Here is a 17,576-nt window from a genome sequence, read left to right as displayed (position 1 = left end):
GGCCCATGAGCGTTTTTTACACACTCTGGACCCATTGCGGACATGAGCCAGATGCTACAATACAGCCCCAAACCACTAGCAACTGCCTGCCCTAATCAACTGCAGGCTCATGAAAAGGAAGTCAAGCAAATGGATGTACGTTGCACCTCTCTGGACGAAGTCCGCCAAGGGATCGATGAAATCGACCGCAACCTCGTTTCGCTTCTCGCCAAACGGGGCCGGCTTGTAACGCAAGCAGCTGCCTTCAAGAAAACTACCGATGATGTGCGTGCGCCTGCTCGGGTTGAGCAAGTGATAACGAAGGTTCGTGAAATGGCTGACGAAACGGGTGCATCGGCTGAGGTCGTGGAACAGGTCTATCGGGCAATGATTTCGGCCTTCATCACTGAAGAACTGGCCACCCATGCGAAGCTGGCCAACGAACCTTAAGCATCTTGATGACAACGCGGGGCTCATCCGAAGCCCCGCCGCTTTTCCCTACCCACTACTTTTGACTCAAAGCCGCAATCGAAACACCAGATGCGACAAAGGTGAAGCCAGCGCCCACGTTTAGCCCATTTACCAGCCGCTGCCGCTGGTACAGGTAGCGAGATAACACCGTGGCGAAAATGCCCATCAAGGCAAACCCCAAGGCTGTGAGTACATCAAACCACACCCCGTAAACCATCATCTGCATACTGACCGATCCGCGACTCGGATCGACGAACTGGGGGAATGAATGCCAACACGAACAAGCCTGGTTTCGGGTTGAGCGCAGCCGAAAGCAGACCCGTTAAAAAAATGCTGGGCAACGCCGTCCATGGCTGCAAGAACGGCTGGATGACGGCCGGTACTATGGGTTCGCGCTCTGCGATGCTGATCAGGCCGTTGCGAGCATTGGCCTGATGACCATCGACTGGCCGCCCCATCCATCGCACCCCACCATGGACCGGCGTGGGTACGTGCTCAATGTATTTGTCGAACCCGCCTACCGCCGCCGTGGCTTGGCCTCAGCCTTGATGCAAATCGCCGAGGCCGAGTTTGCTGGACGAGGCGTCACCTTCGCCGTGCTACACGCAACTGCGGTTGGCAAGCCTGTGTATGAGCAAATAGGCTGGCTGGGCACCTCGGAGATGGCCAAAGCCATCGGTTGATAAGGACAGTTATCGGCCAATAGCGGTTACTTCGGACTCCTCAGAGACGCCTCTAGCTCGTCTAGAAAGACGCGCACACGATGCGGCACCTGTTGCCGGGTTGGGAGCACAGCCGTGATAAAGAGTTGCTCGGGAGTGGCGTCCTTCAGCTCCACTAGCCGCAAGCTGTTCTCCTCCAGATCTTTACGAACATCCCAATAGGTGAGCATTGCTAGTCCGAGCCCCTGCTTGCTCGCGGTGCGTACTGCTTCGACGCTATTGGCAGAGAACACGCTTTCCCCTTTGAAGCCAACCACCCCCCTCTCCCGCACGAAAGGCCAATGCGGCATACCGTGGAGCGCTATGCAGCGATGTCGACGCAGGTCATCGAGAGTAGTGGGTACCCCATGTCGCTCCAGGTAAGCGGGGCTTGCGCACAGCACGCGGGGATTAGGGGCCAGCGAGCGAGCAACCAAAGCGGAATCGCGTAGGGTCGCGATACGGATCGCCACATCAATCCCCAGGCTGACAATGTCTACGATGCTGTCGGATAGGTGGAGGTCTACTTGAAGTGCTGAATGCTCGGCCAGCAATTGTGGGATGAGCGGCATGATGACGGCCTGACCGAATACTGTCGGAGCTGTCACCTTAAGGACACCGCGGGCCGTTCCTGCATTAGCCTTCAAGGTGACTTTCGCTGCCTCGCTCGCCCCGAGAAGCGTCTTGGAAAATGGCAGGAAAAGCTCCCCTTCGGTCGTGAGCGAAACCGAGCGAGTGGTGCGATGCACCAGCCGAACCTCCAGCTCATGCTCAAGAGAAGCTAGACGTCGCGATACAGTCATGGGGGACAGTCCAAGTCGCCGAGCTGCGCCCGAAAGACTGCCGCTTTCAGCAATGGCCGCAAACACTTCAACCTCTGAAATCTGCATCTTTATATCTCTTTCCGTTAAGGCGCCCTATCCATTTCGCAGGATTCCAATTGTCGCCGCTGATGCCTAGGCTCTGCGCATTGCCTTACTCGGCAGAAAACACTGATAGGACACTGATGATGCTCAATCCACGAATTCTAACCCCATATGATATGGCTGGTCGCGCGCTGAAGAACCGTCTGGCGGTAGCTCCAATGACACGTGTCAGCGCTACCGCGGCCGGGCATGCAACCCAGGAGATGGCCCGGTATTACGAGCGCTTTGCCCAAGGAGGCTTTGGCCTGGTGATCACAGAAGGCATCTATACCGATCAGAAGCACTCGCAGGGTTACCCTTTCCAGCCCGGTATCACCGATGACGTGCAGGCCCGCGCCTGGCGAATGGTGACAGACAGGATCCACGCTCACCGGGGTGTAGTCTTTGCTCAGATCATGCACGCAGGTGCCCTTAGCCAGAGCAACCGCTTCGTCGACGTTTCGGCAGGGCCCTCAGCTCTGCGTCCCAAAGGGGAACAGATGAAGTTTTACTATGGCGCGGGTCAATACCCCGTACCCCGAGCCATGACCGAAGAAGACATTGCCGACGCCATCGAGGGCTTCGCACAGGCTGCATCCCTGGCAATCAAATCTGCACACTTCGATGGCATCGAAATCCACGGCGCCAACGGATACCTGCTTGATCAATTCCTCACGGACTACACGAATCAGCGTAACGACCGTTGGGGTGGCTCTGTGCAGGCTCGCATGTCCCTGACCCTTGAAGTCGTAAAAGCGGTAAGGCAGGCGGTGGGCATGGTACCCATGGGTGTTCGAATCTCGCAGGGCAAGGTCAATGACTTTGAGCACAAATGGGCCGAGGGGGAGCAGGCTGCTGAGGTGATCTTCGGCTCACTCAGTGATGCTGGAGTCGACTTCATTCACGTCACGGAATTCGAAGCCTGGAAACCCGCATTTTCAGCCGGCCAGAACAGCCTTGTATCCCTCTCTCGTCGTTACGCACCGAAGGCGGCGTTGATTGCAAATGGTGGTTTGCATACGGCTGAGCATGCGTCATCCGTGATGGAGGAAGGGGCCGATATCATTGCAATCGGAAAGGCTGCGCTCGCGAACCCGGATTTTCCTCGGCGGCTAGCCAGCAAAGAAGCTCTGGATGAGTTTGACGCCTCGATCTTGGGGCCTATCGCCAACATCAAGAATAGCGAACTGGCTTTGGCCTAAGAGCAATCCCGGAAGCGGACGGATCTGTCCGCTTTTGGCCGTGTATGGCCGAGCAGTATGAAGCGCGCAGGGTCTTCGCTCTGGGATAGATCAAAGATGCCTTCGAGATATCTCTCAGTCATAGCGGCGGTTGTCCCCGACCAGCTTTCCCTTGTTCCAACCCTGACAAGGGTAGCTATGATGTTCATGACCTGTCCTCCACCTGGGGAACGACAAGCGTGGCTCACCAGAACAACGGTTGCTGACCGGTTAGAAGTCGCAATTTGGAATCAAGACGCCACAGTGAAAAAGCGTCAGATCATTTTGGTCATGCCTGATCGTGACGCACTTTTGGAAGCGCCCCACTGGTGGCTGTCTTCCTTTATCTCCCTATGCCGGCACGCCTTTTGCTGCACGCTCCGTTACAACAGAGGCAAGGAAGCGACATGAGAGAGTGGCGTACCAATGACGATATTCACGAGATGCACTGTGAGGCAATCTCCGAAGGGGTTATTCAACATGGCCAGGCTTTATCACGTGCGCACGGCGGCTATGCGGAGCCTTTAGCGTGCATGCTGATGGATGATGACGTGCTGATTGGCGGCGTCACGGGCCGAACTGAGTTTGGCCGCCTCTTTATCAACTACCTCTGGGTGGATGCCCGGTGCCGTAATCAGGGACTCGGAACTGAACTATTGCACAGGATTGAGGCGCTCGCACTGCAACGTGGTTGCCTGGAAGCACTAATCGAAAGCCTTGATGAGAATGTGGCTCGCTGGTACGAGCGATGCGGCTACCGGTTGATCGCACATTTACCACAGTACTGCGGCCCCTGGGGGCGTCACACGCTATTGAAGCCGTTGATGCCAAATGATTAAGGAACTCAAGACCAACAGGAACTACGTATCATGGACGGTGAAAAAGCAGAAACCTGCTTGTTGAAGGATCAAGAGCCTGATTATGAAGGCTACATCCAAGTGATCTTTCTAGCCAAACAGCACCCCACAGACCTAAACGCTCAAATTGCCGCCGCTTATGCCTGTGATCGCGCAGGCGATGAGCATCAGGCGGTACGCTTCTATGAAATTGCGTGGGCCCTCGGCATTCCCTCTGCACTGCGGTTTGAGTTTCTGATTGGCTTGAGCAGCACCCTGAGGAATGTGGGGCGTGCTCAAGAGTCACTGGACTGGCTTGAAAAACTGAGTAAAGAGCATCCGGAGAATGCGGCATTAGCAGCCTTCATGGCGCTCACATTGCATGCCTTGGGCCAAACCGAACTGGCATTGGCGATGATGCTTGAGGCTGCGTTGAAAGCTGGAGATGGGAAGGGGCTCGCGCCCTATACACGAGCGTTGACCGAATATAGAGACGGGCTGAGCGCCACGGGGTTATCAGCTACTGTATGACCATGAGTGTCGAAAGCGGCCAGCCGCGACAGGCCGCTTTCGGCCAACCCCAGTCATTTTGGTCAGAACCCCGTGAACCAAGGTAAAACCGCAGAACTGTCATGCCCTTCGCACCCAACTTTCCCTCGAAGATCACGAAGGCATAGAACCAGACTGATTGTGGCTGGAATAGATAAAGCGTTCAGCATCCACAAAAAAAATTACCGGAATCAAACGCCACCAGCGCAGTAATGTTAACAACCACCCCGCTGATTATCACTATATTGTATTTGAGGTGCTGACGAGGTGCTGACGTCTGATGGCCACAAAGCCATCCCAGTCATAAATCAGCCACTCATGAGAAAAGCCTCCGCATTCGGGGCACTTATGGGTAAGCGGTAGCCTGATGGGGATATGGGTACAGCGGGGGTAGCGACGCTCAAGTGTATTCCGCCCAGGAATACCCCCATGAAAATCATCCATTTCACTATTGTTCTCTTATCTCATAGCGTGCTGTCTTCTGCATCAGGAGATCAGTTCATGGACCGCATGCGTTTATACGTCGATTCGCAATTCACCAGCCCCTACGCCCTGTCGGTCTTTGTTGCACTGAAGGAGAAAGGTATCGACTTCATGATGAACACCGTTGACCTGCAGGCACTCGAAAACCAGGCAGACGCCTACGCCCTTCTCTCGCAAACCCAAAGGGTCCCTGCCCTGGTGCATGGCGACTTTGCCTTGTCCGAATCGTCAGCGATCACGGAGTATCTCGAAACCGTTTATCCTCAGGTGCCCATCTATCCAACCGATGTTCGGCTGCTTGCAAAAGCGCGGCAGGTGCAAGCATGGATTCGCAGCGACCTGTTACCCATTCGCCAGGAGCGCTCCACGCTCGGGGTGTTCTACGGCGTGCAATCCAGCCCTTTGTCGCCGACCGCCAGTGCCTGCGCCGATAAATTGTTCAGCGCCGCACGAGTATTACTTGTGGACAACGCGGAATATCTGTTTGGCCGGTGGTCGATAGCCGATGTTGATCTGGCGCTGATGCTCAACCGGCTGATACTCAATGGCGACGCTGTGCCCGCGGCCCTGGTGGAATACGCGCAACGGCAGTGGCAGCGTCCCAGCGTGCAGGCGTGGGTCACACTTTCCCGTCCGCCGCTTTGAATCCAGCGGCTGGCTTGCGAGCGAGCTTTTAGACCGCCGAAAACTCGCTGGGCCAATCAGTTCCGACCCTTCACTTCGCCGCCTGGCAGGCGCTGACACCCCGCGCTGCCCTACTGATGCTTGACTGCACTCAGGCAGTGAGCCTGCGCGAATTCCCATGGAAGGGCGCCACTATGAAAACGGTGATACTCAAGTTCAAACATGAACTGAAGAAAATGGTCCCGCCAACCCTGTTCTTTTTCATCATCCTGCCTATCGTTGTCCTCATCCGCGCGCTGATGATCAAAGGGACGGGGCTGGACCTGCCTACTTCCAAACCTCGCTGGCGTAAACCAAACCCGCTGACACCCCTGTAGCCGCTGCCGGCAGGCTGCGCTGGCCCTTTTCCACGTTGATGATCTTCAGTGTGCTCAGGGGCCAGCGCAGCCTGTCGGCAGCGGCTACAGGTTGAGGGGGTAGCCCCGGTCCAGCAGTGGCCGGTCCCACTCGGGGACTTGCCCGATACGCCCGATCAGGAAGTCGATCAGGGTTCGCACTTTCAGCGCCCGTCGCTGGGTTTCCGGATAAACCGCAGCAAAGTCGAACGAGGACAGCTGATAGTCATTGAGCACTGGCATCAGTGCGCCGCTGATCAGGTCTTGGCCAGCAATCAGGGTGGGCAGGCAGGTGATACCGGCACCTGACACGGCGTAATCGCGTAACAGGTGCACCGAGGAAGAGCGCAATTGCCCGTGCAAGGTCAACTCTAGGCATTCTTCGTCTCGGGTGAACTGCCAGCGGTTGCGCGAAGGATAACCACCAAATAATGCAACATGGTGGTCGGTAAGTTGATGAGGGTGAGTGGGCGCGCCATGTAGTTCGATGTAGTGCGGTGACGCGCAAAACAGGCGATGGACAGTGAAAAGCTTGCGTACCACCAGCCGCTCCGCCAGGGGCGGAAACATCTGAAAGGCGATGTCGAAACCCTCTTCAATCGGATCGACCACCCGATCGTTGACGATGACATCAAATTCGATATCAGGGTACATGGCGGTGAACTCGGCCAGCAGCGGCCCCAAGTGGTCCACGGCGAAACCTTGCAGAACCTGCAGGCGCATCTGCCCAGTGAGGTTGGCGCGCTGATGGCGCATTTTCTCGGTCAGCCCATGAAAACCGGCGACCATGTCGGCGCACTCTTGAAAGTAGGCCTCGCCAATGTCGGACAGGCTGACATGGCGGGTGCTGCGATGAAACAGTGGCGAATTGATGAAGCTCTCGAGTTGCTGCACCCGGTGAGTGATCACGGACCGGGTGACGCCCAGTTGCTCGGCCGCCTTGGCGAAGCTGCCGGTTTGCGCCACGCGTACGAATGCTTCGGTACTGAGTAGACGATCCATGACCTTCCCCTCTTCTTATAATTATCGGCTGAACACAGCACAGCCCTACCCTGCCATGGTAAGGCCGTGCTTGAGCGGTTGCCAGCGAGGTCGTCAGGAAAGCAGGTAGTCGGTGGGCTCCACCTCATGGGTGCGGCGCCGGAACTCGATGGCATCGAAGGGGAAGTTCTGAGTTACCCGGCCTTTGCTGTTCTTGTACCAGCTGCTGACCTTGGAAAAACCCCACGCCCGCAAACCATTGGCCTGGTCAACCCGCTGGTTGTAATGCTCGAACACTTGGGGCTTTACTTCCATGCTCTGGTGGCCGCCTTCCAGCAACAGGCGCACGGCGTCGACTATGTAGGTGGCCGTCAGCTCGGAGAACTGGATGATGCTGCTGTAGACCACCAGGCTGGTGTTAGGGCCATACATGCAGAACATGTTGGGGAAGCCCGGCACGCTGGTGCCCAGGTAAGCCCGCGCATCATCCCCCTTCCAGACCGTGTGCAGGTCCAACCCATCACGCCCCGTGATCCTGATGGGCATCAGGAACCTGGAGGCCTGGAAACCGGTACCATAAACAATCAGGTCAACCTCATGCTCAGTGCCGTCCACGCTGCAAATACCCTTGGGCGTAATCGCCTCGATTGGCTTGCGAATCATGCTGACATTGTCGCGCTTGAGCGTGGCGATCCAGGTGCCATTGTCCCGAATGATGCGTTTGCCCCCTACGGGTGAATCGGGGATGACCACATCGCGCAAGTCCGGACGATCCGCGATTTGCGGTTCCATCCACGCACTGATCTGCTGGCGCAATTGGTCATTGCGAGCGGAAACTGCGACCTCGGTCGGGGGGTAATCCGGGTCCACCACTACATCCTCAAGGAACCCGACGATGTTCGGCATCGCCACGGCTGCACGATGCCAGAGGCTGTAGTTGGGCAAGTGATCGTGCAGCCACTTGCTGCTGGCCGGCACTTTGTCATGCAGGTCCGGGGTGGGCAACAGCCAGTTGGTGGTACGTGCGAATACCTTCACCTGGGCGGCAGTTTTTGCCAGTTGTGGAATGAACTGCGCCGCACTGGCACCGGTCCCGATGACCGCGACCCGCTTGCCGCTCCAATCGACATCATGGTTCCACTGTGCCGAGTGGAAGGCCTGCCCCTTGAAGCTATCGATGCCCGGTATGGCCGGGATCAACGGCCGGTTCAGTTGCCCTACGGCAAACACCACCAGGTTGCTTTCTACGCGAATTTCACCCTGCGCGCCCAGGCAACGCAGTTGCCAACGCTGGCTGGCCTCGTCCCAGTGCGCATCGGTGACCTCGGTATTGAATTGAATATGCTCGTAGAGCCCATTCTGACGCGCCACCTCCTGCATATAACTGAATACCTGCGGGGCCGGGCTGTAATAGTCGTCCCAGGTGCCACGGGCATAGGAAAAGCTGTAGAAGAAGCTGTTGATGTCCACCCGGCAACCCGGGTAGGAGTTTTCGCGCCAGGTGCCGCCAACATCATCACCTTTTTCAAAGATGGTAAAGGGAATACCTGCCTGCTTGAAGCGCCGCGCTGCGCTCATGCCGCTCTCCCCCGCGCCGATGATAACCACCTTGAAATCACGATCGGCAGCCACATGCGATTTATGCCAACGCGGTGCCCGGGGGTCCTCTTCCGCAGTCACGATCTCCTCGGCTACCAACGACAGGTAAGGTTCGATCACCGGCCCCATCAGCCAAGTGGCAATGGCAAACAACTCGTCGGTGGTCGGCCGCGGCGGCACCGGCTGGCCGCTTTCACCGAATGCCAACAGCTTGCGCAAGCAATAGTCGCGCACCTGCGCCTCAAGGCTTGCGTCCATGCCGCTGTGGGCCACACCCATGGTCACGACCGGTTTCCAAGTAGGCTTCAGCACCTCCAGGTCGCCCGTCAGGTGTGCGACGGTCATCAACAAGGTAGGTATATCGGCTGATTCCAAGTGGGCACGCAAGGTTTCTTCATCAGGGCTCAGGGACTTCAAGGTAGTGTTGAATGTGTTCATGGTTGAACCTCTTTTTTTTGTTGTCGGATGTCATTGATTGGTGTGCCAGCATTACGCGTCGCGAAGGTATGGCTTGATCTGCTCTGCCACCCAGTCCAGTGCCAGGCCACTGGCAGCCAGTAATGGCATGGTCACGAACCCGTGCATCTGGCCCTCGAAGCAGCGCGCACTGACAGCAATGCCGGCTTGGCGCAGGCGTTCGGCGTAGGCCTCGCCTTCTTCGCGCAGCACGTCGTACTCGGCGGTCACCACCACCGCTGGTGGCAGACCACGCAGGTCCTTGGCGGCCAACGGTGACGCGGCCACCTGGGTACGCTGGCTGACATCGGGCACGTAGTGGTCCCAGAACCAGCGCATATCTTCACGCGACAGCAACAACTGCCGATGCGGGTCGTGGTAGGCAGGCCCATCCAGGTCCGCCTGGGTGACCGGGTAGATCAACACCTGCAAGGCCCACTGCAATTCGCCGCATTGAGCAGCCCGCTGGGCAAAGACTGCGGCCAGGTTGCCACCCGCGCTGTCACCGGCAACGATCAGGGGGCCGTTGGGCGCGCCTGCCAGTTCGGTACGGCGGTCCGTCACCCACCGAGCGGCCTGTTCGATGTCATCCAGCGCGGCCGGGAAAGGGAATTCGGGAGCCAGGCGGTAATCCACCAGCACGACGGTACAGCCTGTCTGGTGCGCCAGTTGGCGAGCGAAGGGGTCAAAATCATCCAGATTACCCACTACCCAGCCACCCCCGTGCAGGTAAAGGATCGCGCCGCGCACGGACGTACCGGGTGTCAGCACCCGTAACCGCACCCCGCTCAATTGCACCTCTTCCACACGAAGCATCGGCGGCCCGACGATATCCGGGCGCAGGCTCGCCATGACATCACGGGCCTCGACCGGCTGTATTTGATGGAATGGCTTCATACCACTGGCGGCCAATCGCTCGAGCAACCGGGCTGATTCGTTATCAAGCGCCATATTTCAGTTCTCCTGCGACGAAAGCATTCATGCCGAACGTTCAAGAACGAAGTCGAACGACACCGCACGAAAGTCCTCGTCGATACCGAACTGCTCGGCCAGGGAATGGCCAGCAGGCCGCGGCTCATAGGTCACCAACAGCGAGTCCTTTACCCCGAACACGGCGTCGGACTCGATGTAGGGGTCATCGTCGTTGAACAGATGGGTAACCAGGCGACGATGCCCCGGGGCATCGATCATGAAATGCAGGTGCGCAGGCCGCCACGGGTGGCGCAGGCAGGCGTCAAGCAGCGAGCCTACCGGCCCGTCGGTAGGGATCGGGTAACTGACCGGGACGATGCTGCGGATCGCATAGCGGCCCTGTTCGTCGGTGTGATAGCGACCACGCAGGTTCCCGTGGGGCTGAGCGGTATCCTGGCCGGAGTACTGACCGTTTTCGGCGGTCTGCCAGACATCCAGCATGGCCCCCGCCAATGGCTTGCCTGACTCGTCACGTACGTAACCGGTGATCAACGACGGGCTACCGGGCTCCAGCGCCATGTTCTCGCCGTACTCACGGTCGGGCATGCCCGCAATGTAAAACGGCCCGAAGACCGTGCTCTGGGTAGCCTCGCCGCTGGTGCGATGCTCGATGGCATCCACTAGCATGGACAAGCCCAATACATCAGAGAGCAGGATGAATTCCTGGCGTACCACGTCATCACAAATCTGGCCGGTGGCCGTCAGGAACTGGATCGCCTGGAACCACTCTGCCTCGCTGAGCTGCACCTCACTGGCAAAGCTGTGCAGGTGGGTCACCAGCTTTTGCAGTAGAAAACGCAAGCGTTCATTGGGGGTTTGGGCAAAGCTTTTGATCGCTCGTGCGGTAATGTCGTGTTCTGCGGAAAGGTCAATGTTTTTCATCTTGTTGTGTCCACTTCTCATCAAAAAAACGGCCAGGCGATACTCAACCGGGTGCCTGTCCTTTCAGGGCGCGAGTCAGCAACGACTCGATAGCGTCCTGTTCGAACGGACGCGGGTTGTAGTAGGGGCTCGCACAGGCAATGCTCGCGGCCTCTGCCGGGCCATGGTCAGGGAAGCCGATGTCCGCCAGCGCCAACGGGATGCCCAGGCGACGGTTCAAGTCATAGAGCAATGGCCCGACGTCGTCGGCCTGCTGCCCTCCCAGTGCACGGGCGGCCCGCCGCAACGGCTCGGCAGCCGCCCGACGGTTGTAGTGCGCGGCGTGGGGCAGGACGATGGCGTGAGCTTGGGCATGGGGCAGGTTGAACGTGCCGCCCAGGGTGTGGCACAGCTTGTGATGAATCGCCATGCCCACTGACCCCAGGCAGATACCCGCCAGCCAGGCCCCCTGCAATGCTTGGGCACGGGCTTCAACGTTGTAAGGGTCATCCATCACCTTGGGCAGCGACTGGGCCAGGGCGCGGATCGATTCCTCGGCCATCAGCGAGATCACCGGGTTCGCGTCCTGGGCGTACAGCGCCTCGATCGCATGGGCCATGGCATTAAGGCCGGAACAGGCGGACAACCCGGTGGGCAGGGTCAGGGTCAGTTCCGGATCGTAGATCACCGTCTTCGGCAGCACCCGAGGGTCGCGACCGGTCTTCTTCAGGCGGTTCTCGGTCAAGCCATAGATCGGCGTCATTTCAGAGCCGGCGTAGGTGGTGGGCACAGCCAGAATGGGCAGGCCGCTGTCCATCGCAATTGCCTTGCCCAGACCAATGGTGGAACCGCCGCCCACCGCCACGCAGCAGTCAGCTTCACGAAGGATGGCTTCCTCCCGGGCGGCCTGGGCGGTTTCCAGGGGTACGTGCATCACCGCGTGGGGGTATACGCCAGCACTGCGCTCTCCCAGCAAGCGAGCGACATGGTCGCCCAGTTCGCGCTGTTCCGGGGTAGTGAGAATCAGCGCGCGGCGGGCGCCAAGGCGCTGAATTTCCTCACTGAGGCTGGCCAGCTTGCCAGCGCCAAAAATGACCCGAGTGGGTGTGCTTTGATAGACAAATGTATTCATGGGCAAAGGGTCCCCGCAGAGCCTGGAGCACTGGGAAATAAAGGTGTATGTGGGCGGTGGACCGGCATGGCGCCGGCGTGCACAGATCAGACGTGCACGAGGAGCAGCATCAACTGCCGAGCGTTCGTTCGGAGGGACCGTGGTTGAAGGGTTCAGACAAACTGAAGGGGGACGTGGAAGCAGCTGGGGAGTTCATGGTTTTCACCCTGTTGTTTTTGTGTACGAGTGACGGAACAGTAAAAGCCACGGGGGTCTGCAACAAGGCCAATCTCGGCGAAATGACTGTTCGCGAAACGCGAACAGTCCGTGCATCTGCAGCCACTGCCACAAGCTGTGGTGGCCATTTTCAACGCTGAAGATGTCCAGCACACAGGCCAGCCGGTCCAGGTCCTCGTCGTCGGCTTCAGCCGCATCATAGCCAGCGATGCCCCCCAGCCCGTGCTTGCCGCACCATGACCATGGGGCAGCAGCACCACCGCCACGTCGCCACCGCTGGCAGGCGCTGTCCCCTGCAATTGACGACGTGATCTGATGCTCCTGTCAACTCGAAGCCTTGGAGGTCTCGGGACTGGCGTTTGCCACAGCGCTCGCAAACGCCCTAGCCTGTTTTTCTTCGACACCAACCATCGACGAGACAGTGATGAGCGAACTACAGGGACGTATCAAGCTTTCCGGGCTGAAATGCCGACCACTTGGGGCCAAAACCATCACTTGATACCCTGGCCACTGGTCTGAGAAAGTACCGATCAAACCTGCCCACACCCGGCACAGGGATTTCATGCCATGGATTGCCCCCCGACACTTCACACCCACCGCCTGCTGCTCACCCCGCTTCACCTGACCGATGCACCGGCCATACAGCAGCTATTCCCCCACTGGGAAGTGGTCCGGTACCTGGACAGCCGGGTGCCGTGGCCCTATCCGCAGGAGGGCGGGTTGGTTTACGTTCGCGATGTGGCGCTACCCGCCATGGCCGCAGGGCGGGAATGGCATTGGATGATTCGCACACGCGCCCACCCTGAGCGCTGCATCGGCAGCATCAGCCTGTATGACCAGCCAGGAAACAACAGGGGTTTCTGGCTCGCCCCGCAGTTTCAGGGGAATGGCTACATGCGCGAAGCCTGCAAGGTGGTCAATGCCTATTGGTTCGACACCTTGGCGCGCCCCGTGATGCAGGTTCCCAAGGCAGTCGCCAACCATGCTTCGCGCAAGGTCTCCCAGCATGAAGGCATGCGCATGATCGAAGTACGGGACGGCCATTTCGTCTCGGGGCCCATGCAGGTCGAGGTATGGGAGATGACGCGAAGCGCGTGGCTTGCCGCACGAGTTGACGCTTGGCCTGATCTCCACCGATCACCGCCATAAAGCCCACCACCGCCCCCTGCCCCGCGCCTGCTCCCGCGGCAAGACCCCGGGCATGTCCCGCAGCCTGATCCATGGCTCATCGCGCCAGTACAACACACTCAATGGCCCACCCTGCCAGCTCATCGCCGTGATCGCCGGTTCCGTTCCGGGCTTGCTCTCCCGCAACGCCGGTATCACCTCCTGGGTCAACCACAGCCGCACCGCCCGGTTCTCCGGAATGTGGCTGCGCACGATCAGCGTGATCGCACCCGACTCACTCACCAGCAGGCGCTTGCGCCAATCACCGCTGGCCTCCACCCATTGCTCGCGGTGCTGGTCAGCATCCAGTCGGCGCACCAGGCGTTCGGGATAGGGAATGGCCAACAGGCGTGCCAGGTCATGAAGGCAAAACCAGCACTGGCCCTCGATCATTAGGGCACGCAGCGGACGGTTGTGGCGGAAGAACAGCGTAGCGGTATAGGCGTCCATCGCAAGGGCTCCTGTTCGGAAGCGCTGCCACGGAGCGAAAGATGGTGGGTGGCAGCTGCGCGCAGGTTAGCGAACCGGTCACGACCGGCAGGCCCGAAGGCCTCCCACACGCAGCTGCCATAAAGCTTATTTTAGGCCAACGGCCATCCAATAAGCATTATGGTGCTGCGGTATCGTGAAGCGGGTCGCTAAACCCGGCCTTCGAGGCATCGAAGGCGGGGAAAGGTTATCGGGGTACCTGGGCAGTGACAACGGTGAGGATGTAAAGGGAAGTTTCGCCCGGGCGCTACGCCAGGTGGCTGGGCTGTGAGGCTGGGCGAGGCTCGGGCAGCGGGCGAAGCGTTGGATGCATAGTGCGTGGGTAAGCATCTTAGCCCGCGGCATGGTGTCCATGCCGTTGTGCGAAAGTGGCAGGTATCGGCCATCGCTACCCTGAGCTTACTTCAGGAAAACTCGAAGCCCGTGGTCCAGGCATTGAGTTTCTGCCACTCTCTGGGGGCGTGGGCCACGATATAAATGGCCTCGAATACTGCAATCTCTCTAAGAGGCAACGTACTTATTTTTGCATCAGGAATAGCCTGACGAACTGCACCAAGCGATTTACGCACGCCATGTAGAGGCCCCAGAGGCCTAGGCACCCTGTCACGCGCCCGCCTGATCCTGAATGAGCGCACCACCAGGAGGTAGCATAAGCAAACCAGGCTAGCGACTACGCCTTGAAGCTTATGTGCAAGCGCGAAACCCTTATCTGTGCGAACGCCCGGATGTAGTTTCATCAAGCACTCGGGCAATCTAAGGGTTTTCTGGAATTTCATGGCCTCCTTGTTATTTCTAGACTTTGCTGGTACGAGTAACCAGCTACGCACACAGAACGTTTCATTAGCGCCCCCATTTCGGATCCCCAACGCTGCCGAGGTAATTTCTAGCATTGCCGAACGGTGGCTTTCAGGAGTGAGCTTGAAATCAGGATCTGCGAGATGGAATGATATTTTCCTGCCCCGGCCCAAAAAACGTTGGCGATCATAGGAGGCACTCAGCTTTGAGCTGAGTCGCTGCGTTAAGCCTTGTCTTCCCAAAGGGCTGAATAACGCCAACGTCGCACAAAAAATCCACAACCATATGACCAGGTCTGTTGAAAAACCCAAGGCTTGATCAAAAGACCAAGTGGCTAATAGCACAACAGATACCAGGGCGGCATGAACAGCAAAAGTCACTGTTAAAGCGCGGAACAGGTGGGAGCTGGCGCCTCGAAAAAAAGCCGAGTACACAGTTGATAGTATCGAATTACCAGGCAAAAAGCTGATGCCCGACCCGAGACGATTTAGCTCACAAAAAACGCGCCCCCATAAAAACATAAGGAACGCGCCAACCAGCCAGAAACCAAGATGAATCGCGAAAACCATGAACATTATTATCCCTGCCATCCATCAACCGGAGCATTAATGATCGCGCTGCCTTGCGCGCTCAACTACGAAACAGCCTGCCGCACCTGGAAAACTCATCGCATATACTAGGCTGTTCGATTATGGCCCTTTGATATCATTGTCGCAATAGCCATCCCGGCGGATTGAGTTCGAGGCGAGGTTTGCGCGCGCACTCTGCGCTACGTTCACTTCAATGCGCAGTCACCGTCGTTTCTGGCCAACACTTTTCACACAGGCCCTAGGGGGAGTTTCACCGGGACGTCAAGCGCCCTGGCTGGGCTTGGGGCTGAGCGAATTGGGCGGTAGCACCGCCAATTCTGCCTGTTTCCCCGCGAGTCATTGCTTGTCCGTTCGAACCCATTCGTCATGAATATCGGCAAGCCAGCCTTTGCAGGACTGACTGATACATTTCAGCCCTTTACCGTCCTCGGCCTGCGCATACACGTAAACGGAATTGTTGTACCCCGTCAGAATGATCCGATCACTTTTTTGCTCAACCTTGTATTGGTTGGTCCCAAAAAGCCGCCCATATTGGTATAGGGACCTCACGGCGGTGTCATCCTTGATCTCCAATATCTGTTTACCCGGGGGAAAACCAGCGGGTTGGTATTGCCCATTCCAGGATTTGCCACAGCCTGAAATCACTGCCGCACCGAGCAATACGGGGACCAGCTTTATCAACGAACGCATCATCTGTCCTGATTACCACTTGTAAAGGTGCCGGTATATTGGCGTCATTTTGATTATGGCTATTTGACACTATTCTCGCAATCCCTTGGTAGCCGGGCCGTGGGCTGTGGCCACCCCTCTGCCAAACGAGACCACTCAGGGTCCGACGCCACCCACTCGCACGGCGTGTGTGATTAGCAAACAAACGAGAAGGTGAGCACAAAACCCCACCCCACTACGCTGTATGCTTGCGCCCCACCTGAACACGCACCCTCTGGATAACGGAACATCCAATGAACCTCCCCTCGTTCACCTACCATCCTGCCCCCCTCGCTACCGGCTCACTGCAACTCTCCCCAAACACCTGCATCGTCTGCCAGCAAGCCCGTGGCTACATTTACGTGGGCCCGGTGTACGCGGTCGAAGAGTACGAAGCCTGCATCTGCCCCTGGTGCATTGCCGATGGCAGCGCCCACCACCGCCTGGGTGCCACCTTCATCGACGAAGACAGCATCGGGCCAGATGCCTCGCTGGATGACGCCGTGGTTACCGAACTGAGCCAGCGCACCCCCGGCTTCGCCGGCTGGCAACAGGAACAATGGCTTGCCCATTGCGATGACGCCTGCGAGTTCATCGGCAAGGTTGGCCACGCCGAGCTTCTCGCGTTGGGCAGCGAAGCTATCCGCGCCGTGCAGGCGTCGACAGGCCTGCAGGACGGGCCGCGGTGGGACGTGTTTTTTGCGGTACTGGACAAGGACCGTGGCCCTACCGCGTACCTGTTCAAATGTCGCCATTGCTCAGCGCTCGACGCCTATCAGGACACTCACTGATCTCCCATTACCAAGGACCCCCGCATGTCTCTGGCAACCACCTACCTCGCCGGCCTGCGTTCGCGTTTGCCTGGCCATGACCTTGAACAGCTGCAACTGGCGCACGGCGCTTCGGCAGCAGACGTACACCGGCTTCTGGAACGCTACCCGCTGTGCCCGCCTGGCCTGTTGCAGTTGCTCGAGCAGTTCGACGGCACCCAGTACCGGGACTACCCGGGCGGTGAAGTGATGGTGCTGGTGTTAGGCTCGGACGTGTTCGGGTACCCCTACGGTCTGCGCTCGGTTGAACAGATATTCGAGGACGCTCGCGGTTACCGGGAAAGCATCGCGCAGATCTATGACGGCTACCTGGACGAGATGCCTGACTTGATCGGGCCCGGGATTGATGGCGCGGTGCCCATGAGCGACCGGCTGTGTTTCTCGCACTGCATGAACAATGGCGGCACCTCGCAACTGTACATCGATTTCGATCCCGCGCCGGGCGGGACTGTGGGCCAGGTAGTGCGTTACCTGCACGACCCTGACAGCTACGAAGTCATTGCCGCTGGGTTCGATGATTACCTGCAGCGGTTGATTGACGACGATTACGCGTTTATTCAGGAGGCCGATGAGTAAGGAGCTGGATGGGCTGGACCGAAGCAAGCCTGCGCCCACTA

Annotated in this window: 18 protein-coding genes and 2 pseudogenes; 10 read left to right on the top strand and 10 right to left on the bottom strand. The window is 58.3% G+C overall.

Features of this window, described 5'->3' with window-relative positions; translation table 11 throughout:
• Positions 1 to 129 precede the first annotated feature (129 nt).
• Complete coding sequence (locus QBK88_RS14590; RefSeq protein WP_277962637.1) at positions 130 to 429, top strand: chorismate mutase; 300 nt, start codon at positions 130 to 132, stop codon at positions 427 to 429.
• 55 nt (positions 430 to 484) lie between these two features.
• Here the strand turns inward: QBK88_RS14590 and QBK88_RS14585 are convergent.
• Positions 485 to 794, bottom strand: a pseudogene (locus tag QBK88_RS14585) (LysE family translocator); the annotation flags it as partial.
• On the opposite strand from QBK88_RS14585, the pseudogene QBK88_RS14580 reads away from it, so the two are divergent.
• Positions 795 to 1,133, top strand: a pseudogene (locus tag QBK88_RS14580) (GNAT family N-acetyltransferase); the annotation flags it as partial.
• A 26-nt stretch (positions 1,134 to 1,159) separates the two neighbouring features.
• On the opposite strand, the gene QBK88_RS14575 reads toward QBK88_RS14580, so the two are convergent.
• Positions 1,160 to 2,041, bottom strand: a complete 882-nt coding sequence (locus QBK88_RS14575) for a LysR family transcriptional regulator (protein WP_277962540.1) — start codon at positions 2,039 to 2,041, stop codon at positions 1,160 to 1,162.
• A gap of 116 nt (positions 2,042 to 2,157) precedes the next feature.
• Here QBK88_RS14575 and QBK88_RS14570 point away from each other — a divergent pair, with 116 nt between their 5' ends.
• The 5 genes from QBK88_RS14570 (at position 2,158) to QBK88_RS14550 (ending at position 6,145) form a co-directional block, all read left to right on the top strand.
• Positions 2,158 to 3,258 (top strand): NADH:flavin oxidoreductase, encoded by a 1,101-nt coding sequence (locus QBK88_RS14570; RefSeq protein WP_277962539.1) that lies wholly within the window; start codon positions 2,158 to 2,160, stop codon positions 3,256 to 3,258.
• A 425-nt stretch (positions 3,259 to 3,683) separates the two neighbouring features.
• Positions 3,684 to 4,115, top strand: coding sequence for a GNAT family N-acetyltransferase (locus QBK88_RS14565; protein ID WP_277962538.1), 432 nt, complete (start codon positions 3,684 to 3,686; stop codon positions 4,113 to 4,115).
• Between the two features lie 30 nt (positions 4,116 to 4,145).
• Positions 4,146 to 4,643 carry a tetratricopeptide repeat protein gene (locus QBK88_RS14560; RefSeq protein ID WP_277962537.1) on the top strand — a complete coding sequence of 166 codons (498 nt, stop codon included), beginning with the start codon at positions 4,146 to 4,148 and terminating at the stop codon, positions 4,641 to 4,643.
• Between the two features lie 519 nt (positions 4,644 to 5,162).
• A complete protein-coding gene (gene yfcF / locus QBK88_RS14555) occupies positions 5,163 to 5,789 on the top strand; it encodes a glutathione transferase (RefSeq protein ID WP_277962636.1) in 627 nt (208 codons plus the stop codon).
• 137 nt (positions 5,790 to 5,926) lie between these two features.
• Positions 5,927 to 6,145, top strand: a complete 219-nt coding sequence (locus tag QBK88_RS14550) for a hypothetical protein (RefSeq protein WP_277962536.1) — start codon at positions 5,927 to 5,929, stop codon at positions 6,143 to 6,145.
• An 84-nt stretch (positions 6,146 to 6,229) separates the two neighbouring features.
• Here the strand turns inward: QBK88_RS14550 and QBK88_RS14545 are convergent, their stop codons facing one another.
• The 5 genes from QBK88_RS14545 to QBK88_RS14525 form a co-directional block, all read right to left on the bottom strand.
• Complete coding sequence (locus tag QBK88_RS14545; RefSeq protein ID WP_277962535.1) at positions 6,230 to 7,165, bottom strand: LysR family transcriptional regulator; 936 nt, start codon at positions 7,163 to 7,165, stop codon at positions 6,230 to 6,232.
• A gap of 93 nt (positions 7,166 to 7,258) precedes the next feature.
• The gene (locus QBK88_RS14540; RefSeq protein WP_277962534.1) at positions 7,259 to 9,181 is read right to left on the bottom strand and encodes a flavin-containing monooxygenase; all 1,923 of its coding nucleotides are present in this window, start codon (positions 9,179 to 9,181) and stop codon (positions 7,259 to 7,261) included.
• Positions 9,182 to 9,232: 51 nt separating this feature from the next.
• Entirely contained in the window at positions 9,233 to 10,150 is a 918-nt protein-coding gene (locus QBK88_RS14535; protein WP_277962533.1) for an alpha/beta hydrolase, read from the bottom strand.
• Positions 10,151 to 10,177: 27 nt separating this feature from the next.
• A complete protein-coding gene (locus tag QBK88_RS14530; protein WP_277962532.1) occupies positions 10,178 to 11,053 on the bottom strand; it encodes an intradiol ring-cleavage dioxygenase in 876 nt (291 codons plus the stop codon).
• Positions 11,054 to 11,096: 43 nt separating this feature from the next.
• The gene (locus QBK88_RS14525) at positions 11,097 to 12,164 is read right to left on the bottom strand and encodes a maleylacetate reductase (protein WP_277962531.1); all 1,068 of its coding nucleotides are present in this window, start codon (positions 12,162 to 12,164) and stop codon (positions 11,097 to 11,099) included.
• Between the two features lie 783 nt (positions 12,165 to 12,947).
• Between QBK88_RS14525 and QBK88_RS14520 the strand changes: the two genes are divergently transcribed.
• The gene (locus tag QBK88_RS14520) at positions 12,948 to 13,529 is read left to right on the top strand and encodes a GNAT family N-acetyltransferase (RefSeq protein ID WP_277962530.1); all 582 of its coding nucleotides are present in this window, start codon (positions 12,948 to 12,950) and stop codon (positions 13,527 to 13,529) included.
• Here the strand turns inward: QBK88_RS14520 and QBK88_RS14515 are convergent.
• The 3 genes from QBK88_RS14515 to QBK88_RS14505 form a co-directional block, all read right to left on the bottom strand.
• Positions 13,518 to 13,997: a BRO-N domain-containing protein gene (locus QBK88_RS14515; protein ID WP_277962529.1), complete on the bottom strand. Its 480-nt coding sequence runs from the start codon at positions 13,995 to 13,997 to the stop codon at positions 13,518 to 13,520. The two genes, QBK88_RS14520 and QBK88_RS14515, sit on opposite strands and share 12 nt — an antisense overlap.
• A gap of 443 nt (positions 13,998 to 14,440) precedes the next feature.
• Positions 14,441 to 15,400 (bottom strand): hypothetical protein, encoded by a 960-nt coding sequence (locus QBK88_RS14510; RefSeq protein WP_277962528.1) that lies wholly within the window; start codon positions 15,398 to 15,400, stop codon positions 14,441 to 14,443.
• Between the two features lie 357 nt (positions 15,401 to 15,757).
• Positions 15,758 to 16,111, bottom strand: a complete 354-nt coding sequence (locus tag QBK88_RS14505; RefSeq protein WP_277962527.1) for a hypothetical protein — start codon at positions 16,109 to 16,111, stop codon at positions 15,758 to 15,760.
• 272 nt (positions 16,112 to 16,383) lie between these two features.
• Between QBK88_RS14505 and QBK88_RS14500 the strand changes: the two genes are divergently transcribed.
• Together QBK88_RS14500 and QBK88_RS14495 are read left to right on the top strand one after the other, a co-directional pair.
• Positions 16,384 to 16,920 (top strand): CbrC family protein, encoded by a 537-nt coding sequence (locus QBK88_RS14500; RefSeq protein WP_277962526.1) that lies wholly within the window; start codon positions 16,384 to 16,386, stop codon positions 16,918 to 16,920.
• A gap of 24 nt (positions 16,921 to 16,944) precedes the next feature.
• Positions 16,945 to 17,535, top strand: coding sequence for an SMI1/KNR4 family protein (locus tag QBK88_RS14495; RefSeq protein WP_277962525.1), 591 nt, complete (start codon positions 16,945 to 16,947; stop codon positions 17,533 to 17,535).
• The last annotated feature ends 41 nt before the right edge of the window (positions 17,536 to 17,576 follow it).

Source organism: Pseudomonas sp. RIT-To-2 (assembly GCF_029623465.1).
Taxonomy (GTDB): Bacteria; Pseudomonadota; Gammaproteobacteria; order Pseudomonadales; family Pseudomonadaceae; genus Aquipseudomonas; species Aquipseudomonas silvicola.
The sequence above is the reverse complement of the archived record's forward strand: the minus strand, read 5'-3'. Positions and strand labels throughout refer to the sequence as shown.

What these genes read in the sequence shown, in the direction of transcription:
- QBK88_RS14560 (WP_277962537.1), top strand. Translation starts at nt 4,146, where the DNA reads ATGGACGGTGAAAAAGCAGAAACCTGCTTGTTGAAGGATCAAGAGCCT.
- QBK88_RS14535 (WP_277962533.1), bottom strand. Translation starts at nt 10,150, where the DNA reads ATGGCGCTTGATAACGAATCAGCCCGGTTGCTCGAGCGATTGGCCGCC.
- QBK88_RS14590 (WP_277962637.1), top strand. Translation starts at nt 130, where the DNA reads ATGGATGTACGTTGCACCTCTCTGGACGAAGTCCGCCAAGGGATCGAT.
- QBK88_RS14505 (WP_277962527.1), bottom strand. Translation starts at nt 16,111, where the DNA reads ATGCGTTCGTTGATAAAGCTGGTCCCCGTATTGCTCGGTGCGGCAGTG.
- QBK88_RS14575 (WP_277962540.1), bottom strand. Translation starts at nt 2,041, where the DNA reads ATGCAGATTTCAGAGGTTGAAGTGTTTGCGGCCATTGCTGAAAGCGGC.
- QBK88_RS14510 (WP_277962528.1), bottom strand. Translation starts at nt 15,400, where the DNA reads ATGGTTTTCGCGATTCATCTTGGTTTCTGGCTGGTTGGCGCGTTCCTT.
- QBK88_RS14565 (WP_277962538.1), top strand. Translation starts at nt 3,684, where the DNA reads ATGAGAGAGTGGCGTACCAATGACGATATTCACGAGATGCACTGTGAG.
- QBK88_RS14530 (WP_277962532.1), bottom strand. Translation starts at nt 11,053, where the DNA reads ATGAAAAACATTGACCTTTCCGCAGAACACGACATTACCGCACGAGCG.
- yfcF (WP_277962636.1), top strand. Translation starts at nt 5,163, where the DNA reads ATGGACCGCATGCGTTTATACGTCGATTCGCAATTCACCAGCCCCTAC.
- QBK88_RS14540 (WP_277962534.1), bottom strand. Translation starts at nt 9,181, where the DNA reads ATGAACACATTCAACACTACCTTGAAGTCCCTGAGCCCTGATGAAGAA.
- QBK88_RS14495 (WP_277962525.1), top strand. Translation starts at nt 16,945, where the DNA reads ATGTCTCTGGCAACCACCTACCTCGCCGGCCTGCGTTCGCGTTTGCCT.
- QBK88_RS14570 (WP_277962539.1), top strand. Translation starts at nt 2,158, where the DNA reads ATGATGCTCAATCCACGAATTCTAACCCCATATGATATGGCTGGTCGC.
- QBK88_RS14515 (WP_277962529.1), bottom strand. Translation starts at nt 13,997, where the DNA reads ATGGACGCCTATACCGCTACGCTGTTCTTCCGCCACAACCGTCCGCTG.
- QBK88_RS14545 (WP_277962535.1), bottom strand. Translation starts at nt 7,165, where the DNA reads ATGGATCGTCTACTCAGTACCGAAGCATTCGTACGCGTGGCGCAAACC.
- QBK88_RS14525 (WP_277962531.1), bottom strand. Translation starts at nt 12,164, where the DNA reads ATGAATACATTTGTCTATCAAAGCACACCCACTCGGGTCATTTTTGGC.
- QBK88_RS14520 (WP_277962530.1), top strand. Translation starts at nt 12,948, where the DNA reads ATGGATTGCCCCCCGACACTTCACACCCACCGCCTGCTGCTCACCCCG.
- QBK88_RS14500 (WP_277962526.1), top strand. Translation starts at nt 16,384, where the DNA reads ATGAACCTCCCCTCGTTCACCTACCATCCTGCCCCCCTCGCTACCGGC.